The organism is Actinoplanes sp. CA-051413, from assembly GCF_050955795.1.
Classification (GTDB): domain Bacteria; phylum Actinomycetota; class Actinomycetes; order Mycobacteriales; family Micromonosporaceae; genus Actinoplanes.
In genome coordinates this window covers 4,458,741-4,483,845 of the sequence record NZ_CP192100.1, presented here as the reverse complement: position 1 = coordinate 4,483,845, position 25,105 = coordinate 4,458,741, and the positions used below count along the sequence as shown (strand labels likewise).

The following is a 25,105-nucleotide window of genomic DNA, read 5'->3' as shown; positions in this document are numbered from 1 at the left end:
TTCTCAGCCCGTACGGCCCCCTGCTTCGGGACGGCGTGCCGAGCGTGCCGCGTGGTGGGCGGCGAGGATCGGCGGTACGCCCTCGGTGAGCATCTTGCGGCGTACGTTGCCGAGGAGCTTGGACATCGCGAAGCCGACCGGCCTGTTCGCGCCCCGGCGAAGCCCGGGAGGCTGGGCGGCCATCAGATTTGTAGCGGTAGGACTGCGCTGACCTCGTACCCCCGATCTTTTGGGCCTGTCGTGAGGGTGCCGCCGAGCGCGCCGACGCGTTCCCGCATGCCGTCGATGCCGTGGCCGCCGACGGCGGCGCGGTTGCCGGCAGCGGAACCGGCCGGGTCGGGGCCGCCGGCGGCGAGGCTGATGACGGCAGCGGAACCGGCCGGGTCCGGGCCGCCGACAGCGGGGTTGGTGACGGCAGCGGAACCGGTCGGGTCGGGGTCGGTGTTGTGGACGCGGACCTGCAGCGTCCGGTCGTCCGTGGTCAGGGTGACGCGGATGGCCGCGCCGGATGCGTGCCGGGTGGCGTTGGAGATCCCTTCCTGGACGATGCGGTAGGCGCATGCCTCGACGACCGGCGTTGTCGTCACGGCGCCGGCCGGCTCTAGTGAGACGTCGAGCCCCGCGGCGCCGGCGGCTTCGATCATGGCTGGGATTCCGGCCAGGCCGAGCGACTGCACGGACGTTGCCGTGTCCGGGTCGCTGCGCAGGACGCCGAGCAGGCGGCGCATGTCGTTGAGGGCGGCCCGGGACGCACCCGCGATCTCGACGAACTCGGCATCCCGCGCCTCGGGCTGGTCGATCAGCCGGTACGGCGCGGTCTCCGCCCGGAGCGCGATGAGCGACATGTGGTGCGCCACCACGTCGTGCATCTCGCGGGCGATCCGGGCCCGTTCCTCCAGGACGACGCGCCGCGCCTGCTCCGCCTCGGTCAGCTTCCGTTCGGCGGTGAGGTTGTGCTGCGCTTCGACTCGGCGGCGGATCTGGTCGCCGACCACTGCGAAGAGGACGACGAAGGCGATGACCACCGGTGCCTGCGCTGCCGGCAGGTGCGCGGCCACTGCGGCTGAGGTCACCAGGCCGGCCCAGAACACCGTCGTGACGGGATGGCGGAGTGCGACGAAGAGCACCAGGACCGGCAGGACCAGGGTCTGCGCCGGGTGCCACGGCCATGACAGGCCTTCGGGGGCGACGGTGAGCGGGAGGTTGAGCAGGGTCGCGATTACCGCCAGCCGCCAGGCGAACAGTGGGCGGCGTGGGAGCAGCGCCAGAGGGGCCGCTACCGCGGTGGCGAGCGTCAGCCGTACCGCGGTTGTTGGTCCTGCCAGGGTGAGATCGGTGAGGTCGTAGTAGACGAACGCGGCCGCGCCGAGACCGGCCAGGACGAACACTGCGGTGAGTAGCGGACTGCGGAGCAGCCTTCCGGGTGCGGCCGGAGGTCGGTCGCGGCCGAACACGATGGTCCACAGCCCGGTGAGGAGTGGGGGCACGGCCGGGGGTCGGATCGTCACCATGAGGACATGCTTCGCCTGCCGGGGCGGCGAAACCATCCGGTAGACCCGCGAGCGGAGGTGGGGATAACCCCACTGTGGGCCTGGGCGCGGCCCTCGAGACGGATGGCTGCAGTTGCTTCGATCCGATCAGGCGCCTGCGGGAACCAGGCGGCTGGCAGGCCGACGGATCATCAAGAACGAAACGATTCCCGAGGCTCGAGGTTCGGTACCGGCATCGCCAGGCAGCCGCGGCCACCCGATCAGGATTCGGACGGACGCGACCGGCAGGTACTCTCGGCGCGTGTTCTCGCCTCAAGGACCATCCCTGCGCGAGCTTTGCGTACAAGCCCTTTCCTCCGTCGAGCGCGGCTATGACCTGCTGGCGCCGAAGTTCGACCACACGCCGTTCCGGACGCCGGACAGCATTCTTGAGGCGACCGTGCAGGCGCTCGATGGCAGTGGGCCGTTCGGTAGGGGCTTGGACGTCTGTTGCGGTACGGGCGCCGGCCTGATGACCCTCCAGCGCTTGTGTCAGGACGGCATCACCGGCGTCGACTTCAGCGCGGGCATGCTCGAGCAGGCGCGGGCCGCCTATCCCGATGCCACGTTCGTACGGGCCGATGTTCGGGCCCTGCCCTTCGCCGGTGAGTTCGACCTCGCGGTGACCTTCGGGGCGCTCGGGCATTTCCTTCCGGCGGAACGACCGGCGCTTTTTGACGGCGTCTACCGGGCGTTGCGGCCCGGCGGGCTTTTCGCTGTTCCGATGGGCGTGCTGCCGCCGCCCACCTCGGTGTCGCATTGGACGCTGACCGGGTTCGACCTGGTCATGCGGGTCCGCAACGCCGTGTTGCGGCCTCCGTTCGTCATGTACTACCGCACCACCGCACTACCCGCCATGGAGAGCGACCTGACGGCGGCCGGTTTCACCGTCGAGACGAGCCCCTTGACCAGCCTCGGCAAGTACCGGGACGGCAGTCCGCGGTGCTGGATCCTGCTCGCTCGCAAGCCGCACAGTGTTGACCTGAACCCGGCTTGAGGTCGGAGGATCGGCTCATGACGGTGACGGATCAGGCCCGGCAGGCGCTCGAACGGCAGCAGACCGTGGAGATCACGACGATCGGGCGGCGCAGCGGGCAACCCCGCCGGATCGAGACCTGGCGGTACCGGGCCGACGGCCGTTTCTGGCTGACCGGCAGCCCGGGCTCACGCGACTGGTATGCCAACATGCTGGCGCATCCCGAGTTCACGCTGCATCTGCATGGTCTGGATCTTCCGGTACGCGGGCGCGCGGTGACCGACCCGGACGAACGGGCCCGCGTCTTCGGCGAGATCGTGCCGACCCTGGACTGGGCCGAGAGCCTGGAGAGCTGGCTCGCCGGCAGCCCCCTCGTGGAGCTCATCTTGGACCGCTGACCAGGCACTCCGTCGGTAGCAGGAACCAGCGCAGCTTCTCGAACGCCGGCGGCAGGTCCAGTCCCACCCCGTCGATCGGCTCCGCGCGCTCCCGCATGATCCGGCGGGCCTCGTCGAGGTAGCCCGCGAGCACCTCCTCCCCCAGCGTCGGCCGCGCCCCGGGCATCGAGACGCTGCCGTCCGGGCCGAGCCGCAGGTCAGCCAGGCGGACCGGCTGCCCGGCCGCACGCACGTGGCGCCACCGGCCCGTACGCGGGTCGAAGCGGTAATCCTCCAGCAGCCGGCCGCCGTACCGGGCGATCAGCGCCACCGCCTCCGCCAGGTAGTCGGCCACCTCGTCGGAGATGAAGTAGTTGAGGTTGATCCGGGCCCAGCCCGGCTTGATGCCCTCCCACCCGTCGACGATCTCGGCGTGGAACTCGCGGGAGTGCGCCTCGTCGATGCCGAGCAGGCGGTGGCCGTACGGGCCCGCACACGAGCAGCCACCGCGGGCCTGGATGCCGAACAGGTCGTTGAGCAGCGCCACCACGAAGTTGTGGTGCAGATGTTGCTGGCCGGCGCGGATCTGGAACGAGACGATCGACAGCCGTTCCGCCTCCAGGTCGCCGAGCACCTCGATGCGGCTCTCCCCCGCCCAGCGGTCCAGGGTCCGCCGCCACAGGACGTGTTCGCGGGCGCCGATGGTGTCGGTGCCGACCGCTTCCTTCACCGCGAAGACCAGGCCCGCGCGGACCGACTCCACGATCGCCGGGGTGCCGCCCTCCTCCCGGGCGATCGGATCTTCCAGGTAGCGGTGGGTGACCGGGTTGACGAAGGCCACCGTCCCGCCGCCCGGCACGGTCGGCACGCGGTTGGTCAGCAGGTCGTGGCGCAGGACCAGGACACCGGGGGTCTGCGGGCCGCCGACGAACTTGTGCGGAGAGAGGAACACGGCGTCCAGGTGGTCGCCGCTGCCGGGTGCGGACTCGCGCATCCGGATCGGCACGTACGGGCCGGCCGCCGCGTAGTCCCACACCGACAGCGCGTCGTGCTCGTGCAGCAGCCGGGTCACCGCGGTCGTGTCGGTCAGCAGGCCGGTGACGTTCGAGGCGGCGGAGAAGCTGCCGATCCGCAGCGGCCGGTCCGCGTACGCGACCAGGTGCCGGCGCAGGTCGTCCAAATCGACGTGGCTGTCGGGGGTGGCGCCGATCGTGACCACGTCGGCGATCGTCTCGCGCCACGGCAGCTCGTTGGAATGGTGCTCGTACGGTCCCACGAACACCACCGGCCGCTCGTGGCTTGGGATCACCGTCGTCAGGCCGTACCGGTCGGCCAGGGTTTCCGGCATGCGCAGGCCGAGGATCGCGACCAGCTTGTTGACCGCCGCCGTGGCCCCCGAACCGCAGAAGAGCACCACGTGCTCCGGGCCGGCTCCGACGCCGCGGTGGATGATCCGGCGGGCCTCCTCGCGCAGGGCGCCGGTCTGCAGCCCGGTCGCGGAGGCCTCGGTGTGGGTGTTGGCGTAGCGGGTCAGCACCTGCCGCCGGATGAAGTCCTCGACGAAGTCCAGCGCCTGGCCGGACGCGGTGTAGTCGGCGTAGGTGAGCCGCCGGGGGCCGTACGGCCCGTCGAGCACCTCGCCCGCGCCGATCAGACCGGTGCGGATCCGATCCAGCAGTGACTTCTCCACGACGGCCTCCCCGGCCGGGCCGGCGTCGGTGGCGGCCCGGATCAACCCCGTTGTACTGCATGCGGGCCACCGCGGTCGAGGGCTGGGCCCGGGGCGGCACGCGTGGCCGGGCGGTCGTGCCCGATCTGCCGCCGGGAGACCGGTCAGGGACTCAACGCCGGCGAGGGGTCGGAGCTTTCGGCCGCGGCGTGCCGGAGCCGGGCGTGCACGCAGTCGAGCAGGTCACGCCGGGTGAAAGGCTTCTCGATGATGAGCACACCCGGCGGGAGGGTGCCGTTCTCGGTGAGGACGGGCTGGGCGTAGCCGGACATGTAGAGCACCGGCAGGCCGGGCCGGAGCGCCTGCACCCGGGCGGCCACCTCGTTGCCCAGCATCTTCGGCATGATCACGTCGGTGAGCAGCAGGTGGATCGGTGCCGGGTGCTGCTGGGCGATCCGCAGGCCGGCGGGGCCACCGTCGGCGACCAGCACCTCGTAGCCGGCCCGGGTCAGGATGCGGCTCGTCGCGACGCGCAGCGCCTCCTCGTCCTCGACCAGCAGGATCGTCGCCTCGGGCGCGGACCGGACGGCCGGTGCGCCGTCCTGCTCCGATGCCTCTGGGACGGTCATCGCGTCGTCGGACGCCGGCAGGACGATGGTGACGGTCGTACCGATGCCGGGCTCGGAGTAGAGCCGGACGTGACCGCCGGCCGCGGTGGCGATGCCGTACACCGTGGCCAGGCCCAGCCCGGTGCCGGCGCCCTGCGGCTTGGTGGTGAAGAACGGCTCGAAGGCCCGCTCGGCCACCTCGGCCGGCATCCCGTTGCCGGTGTCGCTGACCCGGAACCGCACGTACCGGCCCGGGGCGAGCTCGGTGCAGTCCGCGACGTCGTCCTCGTCCAGCTCGGTGTTGCCGGTGTCGATGGACAGCGTGCCGCCGCCGGGCATCGCGTCCCGGGCGTTCACCGCCAGGTTGAGCAGGATCTGCTCGAACTGGCTGGGGTCGACGCACACCGGCCACAGGTCGCGGTCCAGGTGGGTGATCAGGTGGATGTGCTCGCCGAGGGTACGGCGCAGCATCTGCTCGACGTCGCCGACCACGTGGTTGAGGCTGAGCACCTGGGTCTGGGTGATCTCCCGCCGGCCGAACGCGAGCAGCTGCTTGGTCAGCCGGGTGGCGCGTTCGGTGGCCCGGCTGATCTGGCCCAGGTCGGCGCGGGCGGCGGTCAGCTCCGCCGGCTCCGGTACGGGGTCGGCCAGGGTCTCGGTGAGCAGCTCGGTGTAGCTGGCGATGACCGCGAGGATGTTGTTGAAGTCGTGCGCCACCCCGCCGGCGAGCTGGCCGAGGCTCTCCAGCCGGCGGGTGTGCTGCAGCCGGCGCTCGGCGGCGTCCCGCTCGGCCTGGGCGGCCAGCCGTTCCCGCTCGGCCTGCGCCTGCAGCCGCTCGGTGACGTCGCGGATCGCGGCCGAGACGATGACGCCCTGGTCGGTCTCCAGGGCGGACAGGCTGATCTCCGCCGGGAACTCGGTGCCGTCCTTGCGCACCGCGGCCAGCGCCGTCCCGGCACCCATCGGCCGGCGCTGCGGGTCGGTGAAGTAGCTGAGGCGGTGCTCCGGATGCGCTTCCCGGATCCGCTCCGGGACCAGGATCTCCACGGGCTGCCCGAGCAGCTCGTCGCGCCGGTAGCCGAACAGCCGCTCGGTCTGGGCGTTGAGCAGCGCGATCCGCCCGTCGGCGGTGATCCCGACGATCGCGTCGGGCGCCGCCTCCAGCAGCCCGCGGAACATCGCCTCGGCCCGCCGGCGCTCGCTGGTGTCGCGCGCGATGCAGGCCACCCCGGTCGGCTGCCCGCTCGCGTCCGTGATCAGCGACGAGGTGAGCGACACCGTCACACCTACGCCGTCCTTGGTGAGGTTCTGCACCTCGACCTGGTCGACGGGCTGGCCGCGGACCGCCCGGGCCATCAGCTCCGTCTCCTGGTGCTGCTCCCCGGGCGGGAACAGCAGGGCAGCGTTCCGGCCGACCACCTCGGCGACGGTGTAGCCGTAGAGCCGTTCGGCCCCGGCGTTCCAGCTGGTGATGGCGCCGTCGAGGTCCTTGCTCATGATGGCGTCGGCGGAGGACTCCACGATCACCGCGAGCCGGTGCCGGTCGTCCAGCACCGCGGCCCGCTCGGCCAGCGCTGCGGCCTGGCCGGCCAGCTCCGCGAACAGCTCGACGTCGTCGTCGGCGAACAACGTCCGGCAGCGGTGCAGCAGCACCAGCGCGCCGCCGGTGCCCGGCAGGGGTGTGGCGTTGACGAACCGGGTGCCGCTGATCCGGGCCAGGTCGGCGGCGGCCGGCGGCGGATCGGTCCAGCCGGCCAGAGCGTCGATGGTCACCGGGCCGGTGGACAGGCCGCTCACGTCGATCGGCCGGTAGCGCCGGGCGTCCAGGTCGAGCTCCGGATCGCTGATCAGCTGCACCGTGTCCGCCGGCCCGGGCAGCAGGATCACCAGGGCGTCCGCGCCCAGCACGTGCCGGGCGCTGTGGCAGTAGCGCTGCCAGACCCGGGGCGCGGGCTCGGCCGGCGGAGCCGCCAGCAGGCTGCGCATGAGGCCGTACGCCGCACCCCACGACCAGATCCGCCGCAGCCAGTGCGGCGGCATGAAGGCCAGCAGGTACATCAGCGCCGACACCACCGCGACGGACCGGGCCACCACGGTGATGTCCGCCCCGGCGAACAGGAGTGCCACCCCGAACAGCAGGGTTCCCACCGCCGCGCACCACAGCCGGATCCGGGCCGCGCCGCCCCGGCGCCGGGCGTCCGCCGCCAGCAGCGCCCCGGCGACCGCCTCCACCACGAAGAACAGCAGCACCGCGGGCCACACCACGCGTTCGGGCAGTGGCGGCGGGACGACCAGGACGGGAACGGCGGAGGCGAGCCACGCGGCGAACGCGGCCCACATGACCCACAGCGGCACCGGGCGCATCCGGCTCACCAGCCGTAACGTGCAGAGCGGCTGCCCCAGCAGGACCGCGGTGATCAGCCCGACCGCGGCGCGCGGCGGCTCCCCCATGGTCAGCCGGAGCACGCCCAGGACGAACAGCATGGCCACCGACGCGAAGATCAGCATGACGTCGCGCAGCAGCGGATCCCGCCGGCGCGTGTAGCCCACCGCGGCGCGCACGAAGATCAGCACGAACACGGCCGTGACCGCGAGAGCCGCCATCAGATCTCCTGTGCCGCTTCCACCTGCTGGTGCATCACCTCATCCTTGATGACTGCGGGCCCGGGCGAGGTGGGTTCGCGTTGATGCATCGGCCGGCGGGTGCATCCATCCGGGCGCCGGCCGCCGAAGTTCCTGCGAACGGCAATCCGACGAGGAGACGAGGTCACACGTGTCGGCCACCCCGGAAACCGAGCACCAGCAGCAGCGGCGGACCGCGCCGGACATCACGGAGTACCTGCAGACGGCGGTCTGGGACCTGGCGTACACCGGTGCGCTGCCGCCGGAGGAAGCCCTGCGGCTGCACCACGCCGCGCAGATGCTGCTCTCCGCGAGTGAGCAGCTCGTGCACGCCAGCCTCGGCGCCGGCACGGCACCACCGGCGGACACCGACCGCCTGGCGGACGCCCCTGGGATGACCCGGCTGCTGCTCGCCCTGGTCGCCTTCACCCGGCTCGACGCCGTGGAACGCGGCCGGCTGGCCCCGGACCTGGCCCGCTCGGCCCGCTCGACCCTGCGCCGGGAACGCGCCGAGGCGATCCGCCTGACCGGCTGGTCGGTGGCCGACCTGGCCCGCGAGTACGGCATCTCCCCCGGCGCCGTCCGCGCCGCCATGATGGAGGACCAGGCGCAGTAGTGCCCCGGGCTATCCGGCCAGCTGGAAGTGCCAGACCATCAGGGCGGGTGTGTCCCGCCAGGCTGCCGCCGCGGCCGCCGGGACGATGCCGAGCAGCGACCACGGCCAGTCGTCCCACGGGCCGGGGTCTATCGTCTCCGGCACGGTCCCGGTCGCCTCGCCGGTCCCGCGGCCGGGTTCTTCGCACCGGCGCACCTGCAGGCCCAGCGGCAGGGCGGCCGCGAGATAGTCCGCGGCCCGGTGCCGGTACGCCGGCAGGAACCCCGGTTCGCCGCCGGCCGACCGCACCCGTGGCACCGAGCCCAGCGCGACCAGTTCCTGGTGCACGTCCGTGATCACCAGGTGACCGCCCGGGCGCAGCACCCGGGCGAACTCGCCGAAGGCCGGCCCCAGCTCCTCGAGGTGGACCAGCGCCAGCGCGCACACGATGACGTCGGCGTGGTCGTCCGGCAGCGGCAGGCTGTGCAGGTCGCCCTGCCGGAACTCGGCCGCCGGCACCCGGGCGCGGGCCTGCTCGAGCATGTCCGGTGAGCTGTCCACGCCGATGACCCGGTGGCCGCGCCCGGCCAGGTGCTCGGCGTGCCGGCCGGTGCCGCAGGCCGCGTCCAGGGCGACGCCCGCCGGGAGCCCGTCGAGGATCTCGTGCACGAGGGCCTCCTCGGCGGGGAACAGGCCGTTGCCCGGCTCGTCGTACGTCCGCGACCAGACCCGGTATCCCGCCACGGTGTCGACCCGGCGAGCCGTGACGCCCTCGCCGCGCAGCTCGGCGTTGTCCAGCAGGCTGCGGATCTCGGCGATGCGGGCCTCGGCGAACGCCCGGTCGTGGTCGCCGGCGAAGGCGCGCAGCAGGGCGACACCCTCGAGGCCGAGCAGGTACGCCAGCGGGTGCTGATAGATCATGGCGGGACGCTAGCCGACCGCCGGCGCCGGCACCCACCGATTTACCGGGTGGCCAGATACCCCTCGGCCGCCGAACGCAGGCGGGCGTGCACACCGTCGTAGGCCGTTGCCGGGCCCAGGTACCGCTTGTCGACTTTGGCGAGCATCGTGTAGTTCGGGTCGCAGACGTTGCCCACCGGGGCCTCGCCGGCCTGGCTGAGCAACTGGTACGCGTCCAGCAGGTCCAGTCCCACCAGCCCGGCAGTCCAGGTCACCAGGTCGTGCTGGCTGATCCGGTACGCGTCCTCCAGCGGCCGCGCCGAGCCGGTGGACATCAGCGCGGTGTCGCTCTCCAGCCGCGGTGTCGGGGTCTGCGCCCCCTTGATCACGTCGACGATCACCGTGGTGTTCATCGCCGACTCCACCCCGGTGCCGCAGACCTCACCGTGGCCCTGCCGGCAGTGCCCGTCGCCGAGGGCGAACAGCGCGCCGCTCACGTTCACGCCGAAGTACGCCGTCACGCCCGCGCGCAGCTCCGGACTGTCCATGTTGCCGCCGTGCACGTCGGGCACGATCGTCATCCGGGTCTCGAAGGCGGCGGGCGCGACTCCGGCCGTACCGTGCATGGGGTCGAGGGGAAGCTCGACGCTGTAGTCGCCGCGCCGGGCCCGGTAGCGCACCGTGCCCGCGGCGACGTCGACGTCGTAGCGCCAGACCAGTTCCTCCAGCGGCGGGTGCAGCATGGCCGTGGTGTGCGTGGCGGTCAGTGCGCCGAAGTGCGGGAACGTGGTGGACACGGCCCAGTCGCGGGCCGGCACGATCTCGGCGAAGTGCACCGCCAGGGTGTCGCCGGGCTCCGCGCCCTCGACGAAGAACGGCCCGGTGACCGGGTTGAGGAAGGGGAACTCGCACACCTGCGACGGCAGGTCACCGACCTCGCGCACCCGGCCGCCGAAGCAGTCCTCGGTATAGAGCTCGAGCACCGTGCCCGGCCGGACCCGGCGTACGGGCTCGCGCCCGCCGAAGGTGTAGGCGAGCTCCTCGGGGCGGGGACGGTAGCTGAGCACCTCGGTCATGGATTCTCCTTCTCGCTCGGCTCGGCCAGGCCGGCCAGCACCGGGCGGCGGCCGGTGGCGTAGAAGACGGCCAGCACCACCAGGCCGAGGCCGAGCCAGACGAACCCGAGCACCTGGGCCGCCACCTTGGCGTTGATCACCACGTACAGCAGGATCAGGAAGCCGATCACCGGCACCACGAGGTGGCGCAGCCAGTCGCGGCTGCCGCGGCGCACCACATAGTGGATCACCACGGCCACGTGCAGCGCCAGGAACGCGGTCATCGCGCCGAAGTTGACCAGCGTGGACAGCAGCGAGATGCCGTCGTCGCGGGCGGCCATGGCCAGGCCCAGGGCGAGCGACACCGCGGCGACCAGCAGGGTGGCGTTGGCCGGCACCTTGTGGCGTCGGTTGATCCGGGCCAGGAAGGACGGCATCTGCCGGTCGCGGGCCATCGCGTACAGCAGGCGGCTGGTCGCCGCCTGCGCGACCAGCGAGTTGGCGAAGCCCCAGGCGATGGCGGTGGCCAGCGCGGTGAGGCCGGCCAGCCAGCCGCCGCCGGCGGCCCGGGCCGCGTCGTAGAAGGCGGTCCCCTCCGGGTCTCCGTCGGCCAGCAGACCGGGCGCATCCGGTACGAGCAGCGACGCCACCCAGGTCTGCACGATGAACAGGGCGCCGGCCAGCACCAGCGCGCCCACCATGGCCCGGCCGATCCGGCGCGCCTCGACCCGGCTCTCCTCGGCGAGCATGGAGATGCCGTCGAAGCCCAGGAACGACAGCACCGCGATCGACACCGCGCCGAAGACCACCGACCAGGAGAACGTGTCGGCGTTGAAGAACGGGCTGAACGAGAAGCCGGCACCCTTGCCCCGCAGCAGCGCGGCCACGCCCACCACCAGGAAGATCACCAGGACGATCAGCTCGGCGACGAGCATCACCCGGTTGACCTTGGCGGTCATCTGGATGCCCAGGTAGTTGACCACCGTGTTGACGACCACGAACGCGACCAGCCAGAGCCACACCGGCACGGCCGGGACCAGCGAGTTCATCGCGACGCCGGCGATCAGGTAGAGCAGGCCGGGCACCAGCACGTAGTCGAGCAGGATGACCCAGCCGGCCAGGAAGCCGACCGGGGCGGCGATGCCCCGGCCGGCGTAGCTGTAGACGGAACCGGCCATCGGGAAGGCGCGCACCATCTGGGAGTACGACAGGGCGGTGAACATCATCGCCACCATGCCGACCACGTAGGCCAGCGCGACCATGCCGCCGGAGCCGCTGTACACGCTGCCGAAGATGCCGAAGGGCGCGATCGGCACCATGAAGATGAGCCCGTAGATCAGCAGGTCGGTGAAGGTCAGCGACCGGCTGAGCTCCTGGCGGTACCCGTACTTCTCGAGCCCGGCGGTAGCCGGTCCCTCCGGTGGCTGCGTCACGGCGTGCCTCCTCGACCCGGGGCCTCCTCGCCCTGTCCGGGCCGGAGGCTACCCACATCTACCGGCACCTATGCCTCTGGCACCGGCCGATCGTCCGCTGATGGCCAGGATCTCGTACGGGTACGGCAGCCGCCGTTCGCCGGCCGCGGTCAGCGACGCGGTCAGTGCGGGGTCCAGATCCCACCCGGTCGCGCCCAGGTTGGCCTCCAACTGCGCCATGGTCCGCGCGCCGAGCCGAGCCGCTGCTCGCCCGCGAGCGGCAGCAACTCCCACTCGGCCTCCCGGTCGAGCAGGTTGTACAGCGCCTGGATCGCCACGAACGGCTCGCGCCCGTGCCGGCCGGCCAGGTCGAGCGCCTGCTGCACGTGCCGTACGGACCAGTTGCTGACCGCCAGGTAGCGGACCTTGCCGCTGGTCACGAGGTTGCGGCCCAGCCCCTCGCGGTTGCCGCCGGGCCCCAGCGGACCTTGGTCGAGACGACGACGGACTGCCGGTCCCGGCCCGTGAGCCAGCGCCCGACGATCTCCTCCGACAGCCCCCCGTTGTAGGCGTCGGAGGTGTCGACGAACGTGCCGCCCACCTCGGCGAAGTGATCCAGCATCCGTACGCTCAGGGCCTCGTCGGACTCCCGGCCGAAGCCCATCGCGCCGAGGCAGAGCTCGCTGACGGCCAGGCCGGTCCCACCCAGAGATCGGTATCGCATGCGACCACGCCAGGGAGGAACCGGCCCGGCCACAGGGGCCAATCGGTGCCCGGTTTCCTGGGCCACTTACCCGTGACCGGATCGTGCCGTGTACGGCGGCCCGGGATGTCATACCTGCGTGCTAGACATGCTGGTTGTGACTACTCCCATCCACGAGATCAGCACCCGGACCACGCCCGGCGGCGTCCTGCACGTGTGCCTGACCGGCGACTTCGACATGAGCGTGGCCGCCGAGCTGTCCGATGCGCTGGTGCGCGCGGCCCGGGCCCCGGGTGTCCGGGAGGTCATGGTCGACCTGCGGCGCACCGAGTTCCTGGACTCGCACGGGATCGCCGGGCTGCTGGCCGGCTACGAGGCGGCGCAGCGGGCCGGGCGGCGGTTCGGCGTCACGAACGCCGAGGGCATGGTCCGGCAGGTCCTGCAGATCACCGGCCTGGCCGAAGTGCTCTGCGTCGACGACCCGAGCTGACTCAGAGCTCCGCGTCGGTCACGGGGAAGGACGCCCAGATGTGCTTGGTCGTCGCGGTGGCGTACCAGCAGAGATCCAGGGCCAGGGTCCGCACGATGTGCAGCCCCCGCCCGCCCACCCCGGCCAGGTGGATGCCGGCGAGCTGGGGCACTCCGGCCACGTCGTGATCCGCGACGTCGACGAGAAACCGGCCGTCGCAGCGCAGCAGGTGGACGACGGCCGGCGGGCGCCCGTGACGCAGGGCGTTGCTGGCGAGCTCGGTGGCCACCAGGACGACCCGGTCGGCGACCTCGTCGGTCGCGGCCGGATCGACCAGCCGGTGCGCGGACAGGGCATCGCGCAGACCGAGGCGCAGGGGCCGCAGTTCGTCGCCGTGCGAGAGTGACCACTGCTCCAGCTCCACGGCCTGCGCGGGCGGCGGCGACGTCCGCAACAGACTCATGGGCTGCCTGATTGCCCCTGGGGATCTTGTGGAAACATCCCTGCCGATTTGTCGCGGTCGATCGGCGGCCGTCCGGCGACCGATCAGGGCAGGACGCGGACGGCCAGAGTGCAGGTGTCGTCGTCCGGGCCGGCCGCCGGCAGCAGGTCCCGCAGGCGTTTGAGGGTCAGCTCCCCCGGCTCGGCCGACACCTCGGCCAGCGTGCGCATCACCTGGTCGAGCAGGTCCCCACCGTCGGGATTGCGCCGCTCGACCAGCCCGTCGGTGTAGAACAGCACCAGGTCGTCCGGCCGGAGCTGGGCCGTGACCACCGGATACCGGGCGTTGTCGGCCGCGCCGAGCAGCACGCCGCGCGGCAGGGGCAGCTCCTCGGCGTCCGCGGCGCGCGCCAGCAGCGGGGCCATGTGGCCGGCCCGGGCCCAGGACAGCACCCGGGTCGCCGGGTCGTAGGCGGCGATCGCGGCAGTGCCGGTGATGCCGAGCTGCCGGCTGAGCCCGTTGAGGTGGCGCAGCAGCACGCCCGGGTCGCAGATGCCGATGGACAGCCAGGCCACCAGGGCGAACCGCAGGTGGGCCATGCCGCTGGCCGCCTCCAGGCCGTGCCCGGCGACGTCACCGATGGCCAGCAGCGTGTGCCCGTCCGGCAGGGCCTGGGCGTGGTACCAGTCTCCGCCGACCTGCACGGCCTTCTCCGCCGGCAGGTAGCTGACCGCGGCTTCCAGGCCCGGCAGCGGGACGGGATCGCGCGGCACCGGCTGGATCAGCCGCTGCAGCTGCCCGGCCAGGCGGTGCTCGGCGATCGCGGTGATCTCCCGGGTGCGCAGCCGGTCCCCGAGCCGCTCGATCTCGGTCCGCGAGTCGACCCGGGCCGTGACGTCCTGCACCACGGCGTAGATCTTCAGCGGTGTGCCGTCCGCGTCCCGGGCGACGTCGGAGAGGATCCGCAGATACTTCTCCGTCCCGCCCGGCTGGAAGCGGACCGTCACGTCGGAGGTAGCCCCGCTGTCCAGGGTCTGCCAGGCCGCCTCGGCCTGCCCGGCGTCCGCCGGCACCAGGATCGCCGCCTGCTCTGTGCGCGACAGGGGGCCCAGGGCGGGGTCCCGGTCGAAGATCCGGTACATGCCCGGGGACCACTTGCTGCGCCCGGTACGCAGGTCGTACTCGGCCCAGCCGAGGTTGCCGAGCAGCTCGGTCCGCTCCAGGCGGCGCTGGTCCTCGTCGAGCCGCTGCCAGCAGACGAGCAGCCCGCCGTGCATCGGGTGCACACCGATGTCGAACAGCGCCTCGGTGACCACGCCGGCCTGCTGCTCCTGATAGCGGAAGCCGGGCAGCTCGGCGGCCTGGCCGGTGGCCAGCGCCCGCATGTACAGCTGCCACAACGGTCCGCCGACCATGCTCGGATACAGCTCGCTGAGCAGCTCGCCGATCCGGCTGGCGCCGCGACCGTAGACATCGCCGTCGTTACCGCTGACGGCCGCGATCCGGAAATCGGTGACGTGGGCGGCGTCGTCGGCGACCGGCAGCATCCAGGTGCAGCCGGCCGGGATCACCGCCAGCACCTCCCGCACCAGGGCCACCAGGTCGGCCGGCGGACCCGGCGACCTCGTCCCTGGGCCGGGCCGGCCGCCGTCAGTCGCCATGCCCAGCAGCCTAACGGTCGGCGCGGGTCAGGGAACCCACCGAACGCGGGACGGCTGACGAGGGACAGATCCGGTCCGGGTCCACTGTGCTGCGCCCCGGGGTCAGCCGGCGGGCAGCCGGTAGACCGCGGTGGCTGTGCCCGCCAGCACTTGCCCGCGGTCGGCCGCCGAGCACCCGGCGAGCGCCTCGAGCACCACGTCCACCCAGCGGGCGTAGGTGGTGGCCAGGGTGGCGACCGGCCAATCACCGCCGAACAGGCAGCGGTCGGGGCCGAACTCGGCCAGCGCGTCCCGCAGGTACGGCAGCACGTCACCCGGCCGCCAGCGGGCCAGGTCGGCCTCGGTGGTGAGGCCGGACAGCTTGCAGACCACGTTGGGTAGCCCGGCGAGCCGGCGCAGCTGTTCCCGCCACGGGTCGCGCTCACCGGAACGGACCGGCGGTTTGCCCAGGTGGTCCAGGACGAAGGTCACCTGCGGCACCAGCGCCACCAGTTCGGTGATCTCGGGCAGCTGGGAGTGCCGGACGCACAGGTCCGCGGTGAAGCCGTACCCGGCCAGCGCCCGCACGCCGTCGATGTGACCGGCACTTGTGGCGAAGCCGGGCGGCTCGTCCTGCAAGTTGCGCCGCACGCCGCGTACCAGTGGCATCGCGGCCAGCTGCCGCAGGTGCGCCGAGATCTCCCGGCCGCGTTCGAGATCGGCGTGCGCGACCGCGCCGAGCAGCACGGGCCAGCCGGCGGCGACCTCCTCGACCCAGCGGAGCTCGTCGCGGGCCTGGCCCGCGGCCCGGCCCGCCTCGACGAAGACCGCCCCGGTGAGCCGGTGGCCGCCGGTGTCGAGCGCCGCCGGCCCGAACGGGCGGTTCAGGGCCGGCTCGTCCGCCAGCCAGGGATAGGTGAAGCGGCGTGGATCCCACAGGTGCAGGTGGGCGTCGATGAGAGCGGTCATGGGGGCTCGCTGTTCTCCGGGCGGCCGCTGGGCCACGTGTGGTTGCGGACCGGCGCGAGGACGCGGTCGACGTCGGCGAGCAGTTCCTCGTCGAGGGGCCCGAAGGCCCAGCCGACGTTGCGGCGCACCTGCTCCTCGTCGGGCATGCCGACGAACGTGGTCGCCACCCGGGGGTAGGCCACGGCGAACCGCACGGCCAGTTGCTCCAGCGCGACGCCCCGCCGGGCACAGAGCTCGGCCGCGGCGGCGCAGCAGCGCAGCACCTCGGCGGGGGCCGGATGCCACGGCGGGGCACCCCGGGCGGTGAGAGCGCCCATGGCCAGGGGTGAGGCGTTCAGCACCGCGATGCCGCGCTCGGCGAAGTACGGCACCCAGTCGTCCAGGGACCGGTCCAGCAGGGTGTAGTGGCAGTACGACAGCACGGTGTCGACACGCGCCCGGCCGGCCACCGAGGCGAGCGCGGGCAGCGGGTAGCCGGTGATCCCGACGTGGCGCACCTTGCCGGCGTCGCGCAGCTCGGTGAGCGCGGGCAGGGTCTCCTCGACGACCTGGCCCAGGTCGCCGAACTCGAGATCGTGCACCTGGACCAGGTCGAGGTGGCCGGTGCCGAGCCGGGCCAGGCTCTCGTCGACGCTGCGGCGCACCCGCGCGGCGCTGAAGTCGAACTCGTCGGTGCCGTAGCGGCCCACCTTGGTGGCCAGCGTGTACGTGTCCCGGTCGACCCCGGCCAGCGCCTGGCCCAGGACGGTCTCGGCCCGGGTCCGGCCGTAGTACGGCGAGACGTCGAAGACCGTGACCCCCAGCTCCAGGGCGGCCCGCACCGACCGGGTCCCGGTGCGCAGATTCACCCGGCCGTAGACGTCACCGAGCGGCGCTGCGCCGTAGCCGAGTGCCGACACGCGCAGGTCCGTACCCTCGATCAGCCGGTCCTCCATGGCACCGGCCCCCCTTCCCCGCGCTGTGGGCAGCCGACCGCCCCCGGCCCGGGCCTTATCCTCCCGGTAGCGGCCGACCGGCCGGTCCGGGCAGAAGGGGGTCGCGCGTGGCGCTCACCGACGAGGCGATCACCAAGATCAGGGATCTGATCCAGTCCGAGCAGCTCGCCCCGGGCGACCGCCTGCCGCCGGAGCCGCAGCTCAGCGCGCAGCTCGGGCTGTCCCGCAGCGGGCTGCGCGAGGCCATCAAGGCGCTGGAGCTGGCCCGCGTCGTGGACGTGCGCCGCGGCGACGGCACCTACGTGACCAGCCTGGCGCCCCGGCTGCTGCTGGAGGGCTTCGGCCTGGCCGTCGACCTGCTGCGCGACGACAGCCTGCCGCAGATCATGGAGGTCCGCCGGCTGCTGGAGCCGGCCGCGACCGGGCTGGCGGCCGGCCGGATCACGCCGGCGCAGCTCGACGAGCTGGCCGGGCTGCTGACCCGGATGCGTGCGGCGAGCGCCGACGCCGAGCTGCTCATCGGCTACGACGCCGCGTTCCACCACGCCATCGCGGCGGCCACCGGCAACGAGTCGCTGATGTCGCTGCTCGACGGGCTCAACGGCCGGACGTTGCGGGCCCGGCTGTGGCGCGGCATGACCGACAGCCACGTCTCGGTGCAGACGATCGCCGAGCACGAGCGCATCTACCAGGCTCTGCGGGCCGGCGACGCGGTGCTGGCCCAGGCGACCGCGCTGGTGCACGTCGACACCTCCGAGTCGTGGCTGCGCTCGCTGCTGCCCGACCGCGGGGACGCCGTCCACGACGCTCAGCGGTAGCCCGGGGCGCGGACCGGGGCCACCGGGACACCGCCGCGGACCGTGCCCAGGTCGGTGAGCCGGACGGCCTCCAGCGTGTCCCCGGCGCCGCCGTCGCTGGTCACGGCCAGGGCCAGGGTGTTGCGGCCGCGCGGGTTCAGCAGGCCCTCGGGTAGCACGAAGGTGTGCTGCGGCCCGACGTCCGCGATGTACTGGCCGATGTTCCAGCCGTTGAGGAAGATCAGCGCGCGGTAGTGCCCGCCGGAGCGCGGGACGGCCGGATCGCCGATGGTCAGGCCCAGCGAGGCGTCGTGCCCGTGCGGGACGGCGAGGCGGAACGACGTGCGGTACCAGGACGTGCCGGGCGTCGCCGTGGTGTCCGGCACCGCCCGGTCGGCCCAGCCGCGGTCCGGGAAGCCGGGCAGGTGCCAGCCGGTGCGCTCGCCGTAGAGGCCGCCGGCGTTGAGCGGGCCGCGTACCGGATCGGCCGGGGTCTCCCCGCCCGCGTTGCCCTGGATCCGCCAGGTCGTCGGCAGGGTCGTGGTCGCGGCGATCAGCCCGCGGCCCTCCTTGTGCGCGTCGTTGACGCCGCCGTCCTGGTTGTGGCCGTTGTTGCGGACCATCACCGACAGCACGTGCTCGCCGTCGGTGCGCTGCGCCTCGGGCACGGTGAACGTCGCGGTGCCGGTGGTCGGCGGGGCGGCCAGCGCGCTGGGCAGCACGTGCTGGCCCAGGTAGGTGCCGTCGAGCCAGGCCTGCACCATGCCCGCGCCGCCACCGCCGTAGGTCAGGGCCACACTCGCGGGCGCGGTGCCGGTGAAGCGTCCCCGGTACCAGACGTCGCCGTGGTGGAAGCCGTAGTCGTCGGCGGTGAGCACCGGCTGCCCGGCCGGCGGCTTGGTGGTGCTGTTGGTGGTCGTCCGGTCGGCGACCGTCCACCGCGAGTCGTCGAAGCCGGGGGCCTTCTCCGGGGACTCGCTCGCATAGTGCCAGGGCTGGGCGGACAGGTCGGGCAGCGTGACAGGCTTCGGCCCGGGCACGGCGGTGCGGCTGCGCAGGCTGCCGGTGCCGGTCTGCCGGACGCGGACGCCGGTGCCGTTCCAGGTCGCGGCGCGCACGCCGGCCGGCGCCCAGATCTCGAGGTCGGTCGCGGCGGCGGTGTCGCCGGTCAGGTGCACGGTGCGGCCCCGGACCACAGCGGTACGGGCCAGCGCCGGTCCGCGTACGAGCACCGGGCCGGCCGCAGTGTCGAGCCGCCACATGGTGTCGGCGACGCTGTCCGCGGCGAGCAGGAGCAGCAGGGGTGGGCGGCCACCACCGGTGATGCGTACCTGGGCCAGTCCGGTGTGGGGGTAGTTGAGCCGCAGGTCGCCGGTGGTCGCGTCGAAGGTGCTGGTGACTGTGGTGTCGCCCGTTACCGTGACGGTCGGTGCGGACGCGTACCGCAGCACGGTCTCGCCGTCCTCGCCGTCGCGGCCGTGCAGGGCCAGCAGCCCGTGGGAGCCGTGCGGAGCGTGGGTGGTGATCTCGGAGGTGGAGTAGACCAGGTGCTGACCCTCGACGTCGTACCCGGCGACGAGGATCTTGGCGTCCTGCCCGTTGAGCCGCAGCTGCCCGGACTGCGGCACGGTGTAAGAGCCGTCACCGGTCTCGATCGGGAACTGGAAGGTGTCGTTCGTCGTGCCGTTCGAGGGGTTGTGCACGGCGTGGTAGAAGTGCGTACCGGTGTCGGGGTTGACGTTGTGGTAGAGCTTCACCGCGGTCGACGACGCGGTCACCGGTGGGCCGGCGTCCACTTTGGTCAGTGGCGCGACGCTCTGCACGAAGGAGCCGAGCTGTTTCATGGCCAGCGCCTTGGGCCGCAGCTGCCGGGCCTCGCTGATCGCGGCGCCGTAGTCGTAGGAGCTGTAGACCACCGGCGCCGGCAGCCAGCCCCAGCTGGTGCCGCCGAAGGTCATGTAGAAGTTCTGGATGCTCAGCCGGTTGGCGATGTTGGTGCCGTAGAACACCCGCTCGTAGCCGGGACCCTGCCGCACGGCCGTACACGGGTAGGTCCCGTTGCTGCCCCAGTAGTCGAACCAGCCGCCGCCGAACTCGGCGGTGAAGCCGGGCGTGTCCGGCGAGGCGGAGGCGCCGCCCCGGGCGCCGCCCGGGCCGTGGATGCCCCAGTCCGGCGCGGTGTTGGGGCTGCCCGGGGTGGCATCGGTACGGCAGGTGCCACCCGGATACCCGTCGAAGGCGTACAGGTCGACGGGTCCCTCCACAGTGCCGGCGACGCCCGACCCGGCGGGCACCCAGCGGCCCTCGCGGCCCTTGTCGTTGTGGAAGATCGGCACGGTGATGCCGTCGGCGCGGACCTTGTCCCGCAGGTGGGTCATGTAGGCGCGCTGGGTCGTCGCGGTGTTGGCCAGCTCGTTCTCGATCTGGTAGAGGATCACCGTGCCGGTGCCGTCGGTGAGCTGGTGCCGCTTGATGACGGCGTCGACGGCGGTGAGCCACTCGTCGGCCGCGGCGAGATGGTCGGGGGCGTCGGTGCGGGCCTTGCCGGCCTGGGTGGTCAGCCAGCCCGGATAGCCGCCCGCGTCGACCTCCGCGTTGATGTACGGCCCCGGCCGCGCGATGACGTAGAGCCCGACCTCGGCCGCGATGGCCAGCAGCCGGTCCATGTCGCGGACGCCGGTGAAGTCGTAGACCCCGGGCGCGGGCGAGTGGTAACCCCAGTCGAAGTAGACGGAGACCGTGTTGTAGCCGGTCGCCTTCATCTTCTGCAGCACGTCGCGCCACAGGCCCGGGCTCGGCAGCCGGAACGGGTGGAACTCCCCCGACCACACGAAGGTGCGCCGCCCGTCGAGGATCAGCGAGTACCGGTCGTAGCCGATGGTGTGCGCGGCAGCAGCCTGCGGCGGGGCGGCCCGAGGTGGGGCGGCCGGCGCCGCGGCGGCGTGGAGCAGGCCGGCACCGGCGGCGAGCAGGGCGGCGACGGCGAGCGACAGGCGGCGCCGGAAGCGGCGTGGGTTGGTCATCTCATCCCCGGTGAACGTCAGATGTCTGGGGTGTCCCGCCGAAGCTATCGATGAAACCCGATGTCCACAAGCCACGATGATCCGACGTCTGCCGGCGGGGCGCCCGCCCGGAAGGGGAACCATGAGCGAGTCGTACGACCGGTACCGGCGGGACCTGTGGCGGGACAAGGCCGAGGCCTACCGGCGCAGCTTCGCGAGCCTGTGCGCCCACCCCGTACCGCTGCTGCTCGACGCGGTCCGGGCCGCGGCCGGCACCCGTGTCGCCGACGTGGGCTGCGGCACGGGTTCGGTGAGCGAGGCCGCGGCGGCCCGCGGGGCGGCGGTGACGGCGGTCGACGCCGAGCCCGGCATGGTCCGGGCGACCGCGGCCCGCCTTCCGGGAGTGCGGCCGGCGATCGGCGCGCTCCCGGACCTGCCCCTGCGGTCGGCGGGCTTCGACGCCGTGGTGGCGAACTTCGTGGTCAATCACGTCGCCCGGCCCGCGGCAGCCGTCGCCGAGCTGCGCCGGGTGGCCCGCCCGGGCGGGCGGGTCGGCGTCACGGTGTGGCCGCAGCCCGCGCCGCCGCTGCAGCGCTTGTGGGACGAGGTCATCGCGGCGGCCGGTGTGACCCGTCCGGCCACGCCGGCACCGGCACCGGCCGACGACTTCCCCCGGACCCGCGACGGTCTCGCGGACCTGCTGTGGCGGGCCGGTCTGACCCAGGTGGACTCGCGGACCGTCGCCTGGGAGCACCGGGTCGATCCGGAGCTGTGGTGGTCGGGGGCGGCCGGGGGGCTGGCGAGCATCGGGCACGTGGTCGCCCGGCAGGACGCGGCCACCGTCGCGCGGATGAAGGCCGCCTACGACCGGCTGGCCGGCGCGCATCTCGACAGCGCGGGCCTGCTGTGTCTGCCCACCTCGGCATTGCTGGCCGTCGGAACGGTCCCCGCGGCGGGCCCGTGACCGATCCGGCTTCCCCGGAATCGTCGCGACATTCACCGGAATGGGTGGTCGTCGATATCGGCGACAGCTGGACAACGGCTCGGACCGCCGGTCGGAGGCGGTGCGGACGGTGCGCGCGGGCACCATTCCCGGATGTCCGGCGATGTAAGGGTTGCGAAGTTGGCGCAGAGGCCGGAGCATATCCGCGTCGGCCGTCGCGGTTTCCCGTGGTCCGGCCTGATTCTCGGCGAACGGAAACGCATGACCTCTGAGGACGACGCCCGGACCCGGTTGCGGGTCGGCGGGTGGTTACCCCCGTACCAGGCATTTCCGCCCGACCCAGGCCCGCTTACTCCACCGGTTGTTTACCGTTCACATCCTCGGGCCAATGTCGCTACATCTTATGAATTAAGTGCCCCGACAAAGGGTGAGCGGCGCCGTTCTCTGGCGATGTTCTGCGCCGCCGTGGCGGGCCTGCTGCTGATCGGTGTCGCGCTCACCCAGTTCGGTGGAAAACCCGCGGCGCCCGCGCACCGGGGACTGCCGCTGCCCGCCGCGCCAGCCTTCCCGCCACCGGCGGGCCTGCCCGTGCCCGCCGCCGGCACCGCGTCCAGCGACCCCGCGCCGGCCCGGTCGGCCTCGCGGCCACCCACCACGAGCACCCCGACCGCGACCGCGCGGCAGCAACGCCCACCGGTCGCGGCGGTGGACACCACCACAACCACCCGCCGGCCGGCGCCCCGACCCACGGGGACGCAGCCCACGCGATCCCGGCCTGCGACGGCACCGGTCGCGGCGCTGCGGGCCGGGTCCGCGGTCAGCCTCGAGCTCGCCGACGCGCCCGGCTACCGGGTCCGCCACCGCGACTTCCGGGGCCGGACCGACCGCATCGGGCCGGGCAGCTCCGCCCTGGAGCGGGCCGACTCCCGGTTCGTCGTCCGGCCCGGCCTGGCCGACGGTTCCTGCGTGTCGTTCGAGTCGAGCAACTATCCCGGCTCGTTCCTGCGGCACCGCGACTTCCGGATCCGGCTGGACCGGGCGGACCGGACCCGGCTGTTCGCCCGGGACGCCACGTTCTGCCCTGTGACCAGCAGCCGCGCCGGCGTCGTCGCACTGCGTTCGCACAACTACCCGGACAGGTTCCTCACCGAGGACGGTTCGCTGCTCGGCCTGACGCCCGCGACGACCGGCACGGCGACCCGGTTCATCGTCCGCCCCCCGCTCTGATCACCCGTTCGCGTGGCACGGCGAACGGGAGAGGAATGAGGCAATGCCCCCACCCACCGACGGCGAACCGTCGAGCAGTCTGCAGGCCATCGCGATGTGGGCGGAGAAGGTCCACGGCGCCCGGGACATCCGGGAGCTGTGGGTGCCGCTCGACACCGACCTGCGCACGACCATCGCCCAGAGTTTCCTGCTCGGCATGAACCAGCCCCCCGACGACGACCGGGCCGCGGCCCTCGCGGCCCGCGACTCCGCCGACCCCTGGTTCGCCGACATGCTCCAGGTGTGCGCCCGCCACTGGCGGCGGTTCTACGCGTTCCTCGCCGCCGGCGTGCCCACGGCCAGCCGCTCGCAGCCCGTCGGCGCCGACATGGAGCTGACCGTGGTGCCGACGCTGGCCCACTCCGGCGCGCCCGACCGCGGACCGTCGGCCACGAGCCAGGCGTTCATCACCCGGCTGAGCCCCGACCGCGGCTGGCTGATCGCGGCGCTGAGTCACAAGCTGCCCGTGCCGGGCTGGCCGCCGACCGAGTGGACCGTCCCGCACCTGCGCAAGCGCCGGCTCTAGCGGGGGCCGGCCGGATCGCTCAGGTACGCCCGCCGGCGGCCGAAGGTGTCAGCCATGAGCGCGATGCTTTCCGCGGTGCACGGGCCGGACACCGCCGCGCCGTCGCGGGGCCCGGCCGGGGTGAGCCGGGAGTCCCTGGCCGCGCTGCTGCTCGACCTGGAACTGCGCACGGCCGACGACTTCCGGTCGGTGGCCGGGCCGGCCCGTCGCGCCGAGCGGACCGCCCGCCGGCACGGCTGGACCGACCTGGAGAAACGCGCCGAGCTGGTCACCGGTGACGTGCTCGGCCGGCTGGGCCGGGTCGCCGAGCAGGGCCGGATCGCCAAGTCCGTCAACATGTGGGCCGAGGAGCACGCCGACCGGTACCTGCTGGCCCGCAGCCACCGCCTGCTGGCCATCTTCCACCGGTGCCTGGGCGACGCCGCGGAAGCGCTGACCCACGCGGCCCCGGGCGCCGAGTACGCCGACGCCGCACCGCCGCTGATCCGCGCGAGCCACCTGATCACTCTGGCCCTCGTGCTGGACGTCAACGGCTCGTACGCGCAGGCCCACGAGCAGTTCGCCGCCGCACTGGAGATCGCCACCGCGCACGACGCGGCCCCCATGGAGATCACCATCCTGAACAACCTGGCGTTCACCGCGTACGAGAACGACGACCTGGCCGAGGCCGACGCGCTGGTGGCCCGGATCCGGAGCATCGCGGCCCGGCACGCCCTGGTGCTCGACGGGCTGTACCTGGACACCATGGCCCGGATCAGCCTGGGGCACGGCCGGCCCGCCGAGGCGCTGGAGGTGCTGCGGCCGGTGCTCGAGGACCCGGCCGGCCCGCTGGTGACCGAGGGTGACGCGCTGCCCGAGTGCCTGCTCACGGCGGCCGAGGCGTACCGGTCGGGCGGGCAGCCCGAGCAGGCCCGGGCCGCGCTGGACGAGGCCGCCCGGCTGGCCGGTGAACGCGCGCTGGCCGGCGTCGCGGCCCGGGTCCACGAGGCCCGGGCGGAACTGTTCGCGACGACCGGCGACTTCCCGGCCGCGTACGCGGAGTACCGCCTGTTCCATGCCGCGACCGAGCAGCTGCACAGCGCCCAGCGGGAGATGCGGGCGCACGCGGCGCAGGCCGTCTTCGAGACCGCCGAGGCCCGCCGGGCCACGGAGCAGTTCCGCCAGCTGGCCCTGCGCGACCCGCTGACCGGCCTGTACAACCGGCGGCACGTGGACGAGCAGCTCGAACGGCTGGTGGAGACGGCCATGCGGGACGGGACCACGCTGTCCGTGGCGCTGCTCGACCTGGATTTCTTCAAGCGGGTCAACGACACGTTCTCGCACGGGGTCGGTGACCAGGTGCTGCAGCAGGTGGCCGCGCTGCTCGGCACGGCCGTCGCCGAGCCGGCGCTGGCGGCGCGGCTGGGCGGCGAGGAGTTCGTGCTGGTGCTGCCGGGCACAGATCCGGCCACCGCGGCGGCCTTCTGTGAGCAACTGCGCCGGAAGCTGCGCGGGCATCCGTGGGCGGAGCTGACCGGCAGCCTGCCGGTGACCGCCAGCATCGGGGTGACGACCTACACCGGCGGCACGACCAGCGCGTCGACCCTGCTCTCGCTGGCCGACCGCAACCTGTACGCCGCGAAGCACGCGGGCCGCGACCGGGTCGTGCACGACGCGTCCCGCCGCTGACC

The 25,105-nt window shown here is 73.1% G+C and carries 23 protein-coding genes; 9 read left to right on the top strand and 14 right to left on the bottom strand.

Annotation, left to right across the window (positions count from 1 at the left end):
- Nucleotides 1-3: 3 nt before the first annotated feature.
- Together ACQP2Y_RS20715 and ACQP2Y_RS20710 are read right to left on the bottom strand one after the other, a co-directional pair.
- Complete coding sequence (locus tag ACQP2Y_RS20715; protein WP_433730675.1) at nucleotides 4-126, bottom strand: hypothetical protein; 123 nt, start codon at nucleotides 124-126, stop codon at nucleotides 4-6.
- A gap of 56 nt (nucleotides 127-182) precedes the next feature.
- Nucleotides 183-1,511 (bottom strand): sensor histidine kinase, encoded by a 1,329-nt coding sequence (locus ACQP2Y_RS20710; RefSeq protein WP_433730673.1) that lies wholly within the window; start codon nucleotides 1,509-1,511, stop codon nucleotides 183-185.
- A 280-nt stretch (nucleotides 1,512-1,791) separates the two neighbouring features.
- Here ACQP2Y_RS20710 and ACQP2Y_RS20705 point away from each other — a divergent pair, with 280 nt between their 5' ends.
- Nucleotides 1,792-2,526, top strand: a complete 735-nt coding sequence (locus ACQP2Y_RS20705; RefSeq protein WP_433730671.1) for a class I SAM-dependent methyltransferase — start codon at nucleotides 1,792-1,794, stop codon at nucleotides 2,524-2,526.
- A gap of 17 nt (nucleotides 2,527-2,543) precedes the next feature.
- Nucleotides 2,544-2,903: a nitroreductase/quinone reductase family protein gene (locus tag ACQP2Y_RS20700; protein ID WP_433730669.1), complete on the top strand. Its 360-nt coding sequence runs from the start codon at nucleotides 2,544-2,546 to the stop codon at nucleotides 2,901-2,903.
- Here the strand turns inward: ACQP2Y_RS20700 and ACQP2Y_RS20695 are convergent.
- Together ACQP2Y_RS20695 and ACQP2Y_RS20690 are read right to left on the bottom strand one after the other, a co-directional pair.
- Entirely contained in the window at nucleotides 2,887-4,572 is a 1,686-nt protein-coding gene (locus tag ACQP2Y_RS20695) for an aminotransferase class V-fold PLP-dependent enzyme (protein WP_433730667.1), read from the bottom strand. The genes ACQP2Y_RS20700 and ACQP2Y_RS20695 overlap by 17 nt on opposite strands.
- Before the next feature lie 143 nt (nucleotides 4,573-4,715).
- On the bottom strand, nucleotides 4,716-7,763 hold the full coding sequence (locus tag ACQP2Y_RS20690) for a PAS domain S-box protein (protein ID WP_433730665.1): 3,048 nt from the start codon (nucleotides 7,761-7,763) through the stop codon (nucleotides 4,716-4,718).
- A gap of 169 nt (nucleotides 7,764-7,932) precedes the next feature.
- On the opposite strand from ACQP2Y_RS20690, the gene ACQP2Y_RS20685 reads away from it, so the two are divergent.
- A complete protein-coding gene (locus tag ACQP2Y_RS20685; protein WP_433730663.1) occupies nucleotides 7,933-8,397 on the top strand; it encodes a hypothetical protein in 465 nt (154 codons plus the stop codon).
- A 9-nt stretch (nucleotides 8,398-8,406) separates the two neighbouring features.
- Here the strand turns inward: ACQP2Y_RS20685 and ACQP2Y_RS20680 are convergent, their stop codons facing one another.
- The 5 genes from ACQP2Y_RS20680 to ACQP2Y_RS20660 form a co-directional block, all read right to left on the bottom strand.
- Complete coding sequence (locus tag ACQP2Y_RS20680; protein WP_433730661.1) at nucleotides 8,407-9,297, bottom strand: methyltransferase domain-containing protein; 891 nt, start codon at nucleotides 9,295-9,297, stop codon at nucleotides 8,407-8,409.
- A gap of 41 nt (nucleotides 9,298-9,338) precedes the next feature.
- On the bottom strand, nucleotides 9,339-10,352 hold the full coding sequence (locus ACQP2Y_RS20675) for an acetamidase/formamidase family protein (protein ID WP_433730659.1): 1,014 nt from the start codon (nucleotides 10,350-10,352) through the stop codon (nucleotides 9,339-9,341).
- On the bottom strand, nucleotides 10,349-11,764 hold the full coding sequence (locus ACQP2Y_RS20670) for an APC family permease (protein ID WP_433730657.1): 1,416 nt from the start codon (nucleotides 11,762-11,764) through the stop codon (nucleotides 10,349-10,351). Before ACQP2Y_RS20670 ends, ACQP2Y_RS20675 begins: the two co-directional genes overlap by 4 nt.
- Before the next feature lie 161 nt (nucleotides 11,765-11,925).
- The gene (locus tag ACQP2Y_RS20665; protein WP_433730655.1) at nucleotides 11,926-12,183 is read right to left on the bottom strand and encodes an aldo/keto reductase; all 258 of its coding nucleotides are present in this window, start codon (nucleotides 12,181-12,183) and stop codon (nucleotides 11,926-11,928) included.
- Nucleotides 12,180-12,467, bottom strand: coding sequence for an aldo/keto reductase (locus tag ACQP2Y_RS20660; protein ID WP_433730653.1), 288 nt, complete (start codon nucleotides 12,465-12,467; stop codon nucleotides 12,180-12,182). The genes ACQP2Y_RS20665 and ACQP2Y_RS20660 overlap by 4 nt, the downstream gene beginning before the upstream one ends.
- Before the next feature lie 136 nt (nucleotides 12,468-12,603).
- On the opposite strand from ACQP2Y_RS20660, the gene ACQP2Y_RS20655 reads away from it, so the two are divergent.
- Entirely contained in the window at nucleotides 12,604-12,936 is a 333-nt protein-coding gene (locus ACQP2Y_RS20655) for an STAS domain-containing protein (RefSeq protein ID WP_433730651.1), read from the top strand.
- A 1-nt stretch (nucleotide 12,937) separates the two neighbouring features.
- Here the strand turns inward: ACQP2Y_RS20655 and ACQP2Y_RS20650 are convergent, their stop codons facing one another.
- From ACQP2Y_RS20650 to ACQP2Y_RS20635, 4 genes are all read right to left on the bottom strand, one after another.
- On the bottom strand, nucleotides 12,938-13,378 hold the full coding sequence (locus ACQP2Y_RS20650) for an ATP-binding protein (protein WP_433730649.1): 441 nt from the start codon (nucleotides 13,376-13,378) through the stop codon (nucleotides 12,938-12,940).
- A gap of 83 nt (nucleotides 13,379-13,461) precedes the next feature.
- Nucleotides 13,462-15,018 (bottom strand): PP2C family protein-serine/threonine phosphatase, encoded by a 1,557-nt coding sequence (locus ACQP2Y_RS20645; protein WP_433730647.1) that lies wholly within the window; start codon nucleotides 15,016-15,018, stop codon nucleotides 13,462-13,464.
- Nucleotides 15,019-15,120: 102 nt separating this feature from the next.
- Complete coding sequence (locus ACQP2Y_RS20640) at nucleotides 15,121-15,966, bottom strand: amidohydrolase family protein (RefSeq protein ID WP_433730645.1); 846 nt, start codon at nucleotides 15,964-15,966, stop codon at nucleotides 15,121-15,123.
- Nucleotides 15,963-16,901: an aldo/keto reductase gene (locus ACQP2Y_RS20635; protein WP_433730643.1), complete on the bottom strand. Its 939-nt coding sequence runs from the start codon at nucleotides 16,899-16,901 to the stop codon at nucleotides 15,963-15,965. The genes ACQP2Y_RS20640 and ACQP2Y_RS20635 overlap by 4 nt, the downstream gene beginning before the upstream one ends.
- Before the next feature lie 107 nt (nucleotides 16,902-17,008).
- Between ACQP2Y_RS20635 and ACQP2Y_RS20630 the strand changes: the two genes are divergently transcribed.
- Nucleotides 17,009-17,719, top strand: coding sequence for a FadR/GntR family transcriptional regulator (locus tag ACQP2Y_RS20630; protein WP_433730641.1), 711 nt, complete (start codon nucleotides 17,009-17,011; stop codon nucleotides 17,717-17,719).
- Here the strand turns inward: ACQP2Y_RS20630 and ACQP2Y_RS20625 are convergent.
- The gene (locus tag ACQP2Y_RS20625) at nucleotides 17,710-20,721 is read right to left on the bottom strand and encodes a beta-galactosidase (protein WP_433730639.1); all 3,012 of its coding nucleotides are present in this window, start codon (nucleotides 20,719-20,721) and stop codon (nucleotides 17,710-17,712) included. The genes ACQP2Y_RS20630 and ACQP2Y_RS20625 overlap by 10 nt on opposite strands.
- A gap of 121 nt (nucleotides 20,722-20,842) precedes the next feature.
- On the opposite strand from ACQP2Y_RS20625, the gene ACQP2Y_RS20620 reads away from it, so the two are divergent.
- From ACQP2Y_RS20620 to ACQP2Y_RS20605, 4 genes are all read left to right on the top strand, one after another.
- The gene (locus ACQP2Y_RS20620; RefSeq protein ID WP_433730637.1) at nucleotides 20,843-21,664 is read left to right on the top strand and encodes a class I SAM-dependent methyltransferase; all 822 of its coding nucleotides are present in this window, start codon (nucleotides 20,843-20,845) and stop codon (nucleotides 21,662-21,664) included.
- Nucleotides 21,665-22,093: 429 nt separating this feature from the next.
- Entirely contained in the window at nucleotides 22,094-22,870 is a 777-nt protein-coding gene (locus ACQP2Y_RS20615) for an AbfB domain-containing protein (RefSeq protein ID WP_433730635.1), read from the top strand.
- 43 nt (nucleotides 22,871-22,913) lie between these two features.
- Nucleotides 22,914-23,435 (top strand): hypothetical protein, encoded by a 522-nt coding sequence (locus ACQP2Y_RS20610; protein ID WP_433730633.1) that lies wholly within the window; start codon nucleotides 22,914-22,916, stop codon nucleotides 23,433-23,435.
- Between the two features lie 54 nt (nucleotides 23,436-23,489).
- Nucleotides 23,490-25,103 (top strand): diguanylate cyclase, encoded by a 1,614-nt coding sequence (locus tag ACQP2Y_RS20605; RefSeq protein ID WP_433730631.1) that lies wholly within the window; start codon nucleotides 23,490-23,492, stop codon nucleotides 25,101-25,103.
- Nucleotides 25,104-25,105 lie beyond the last annotated feature (2 nt).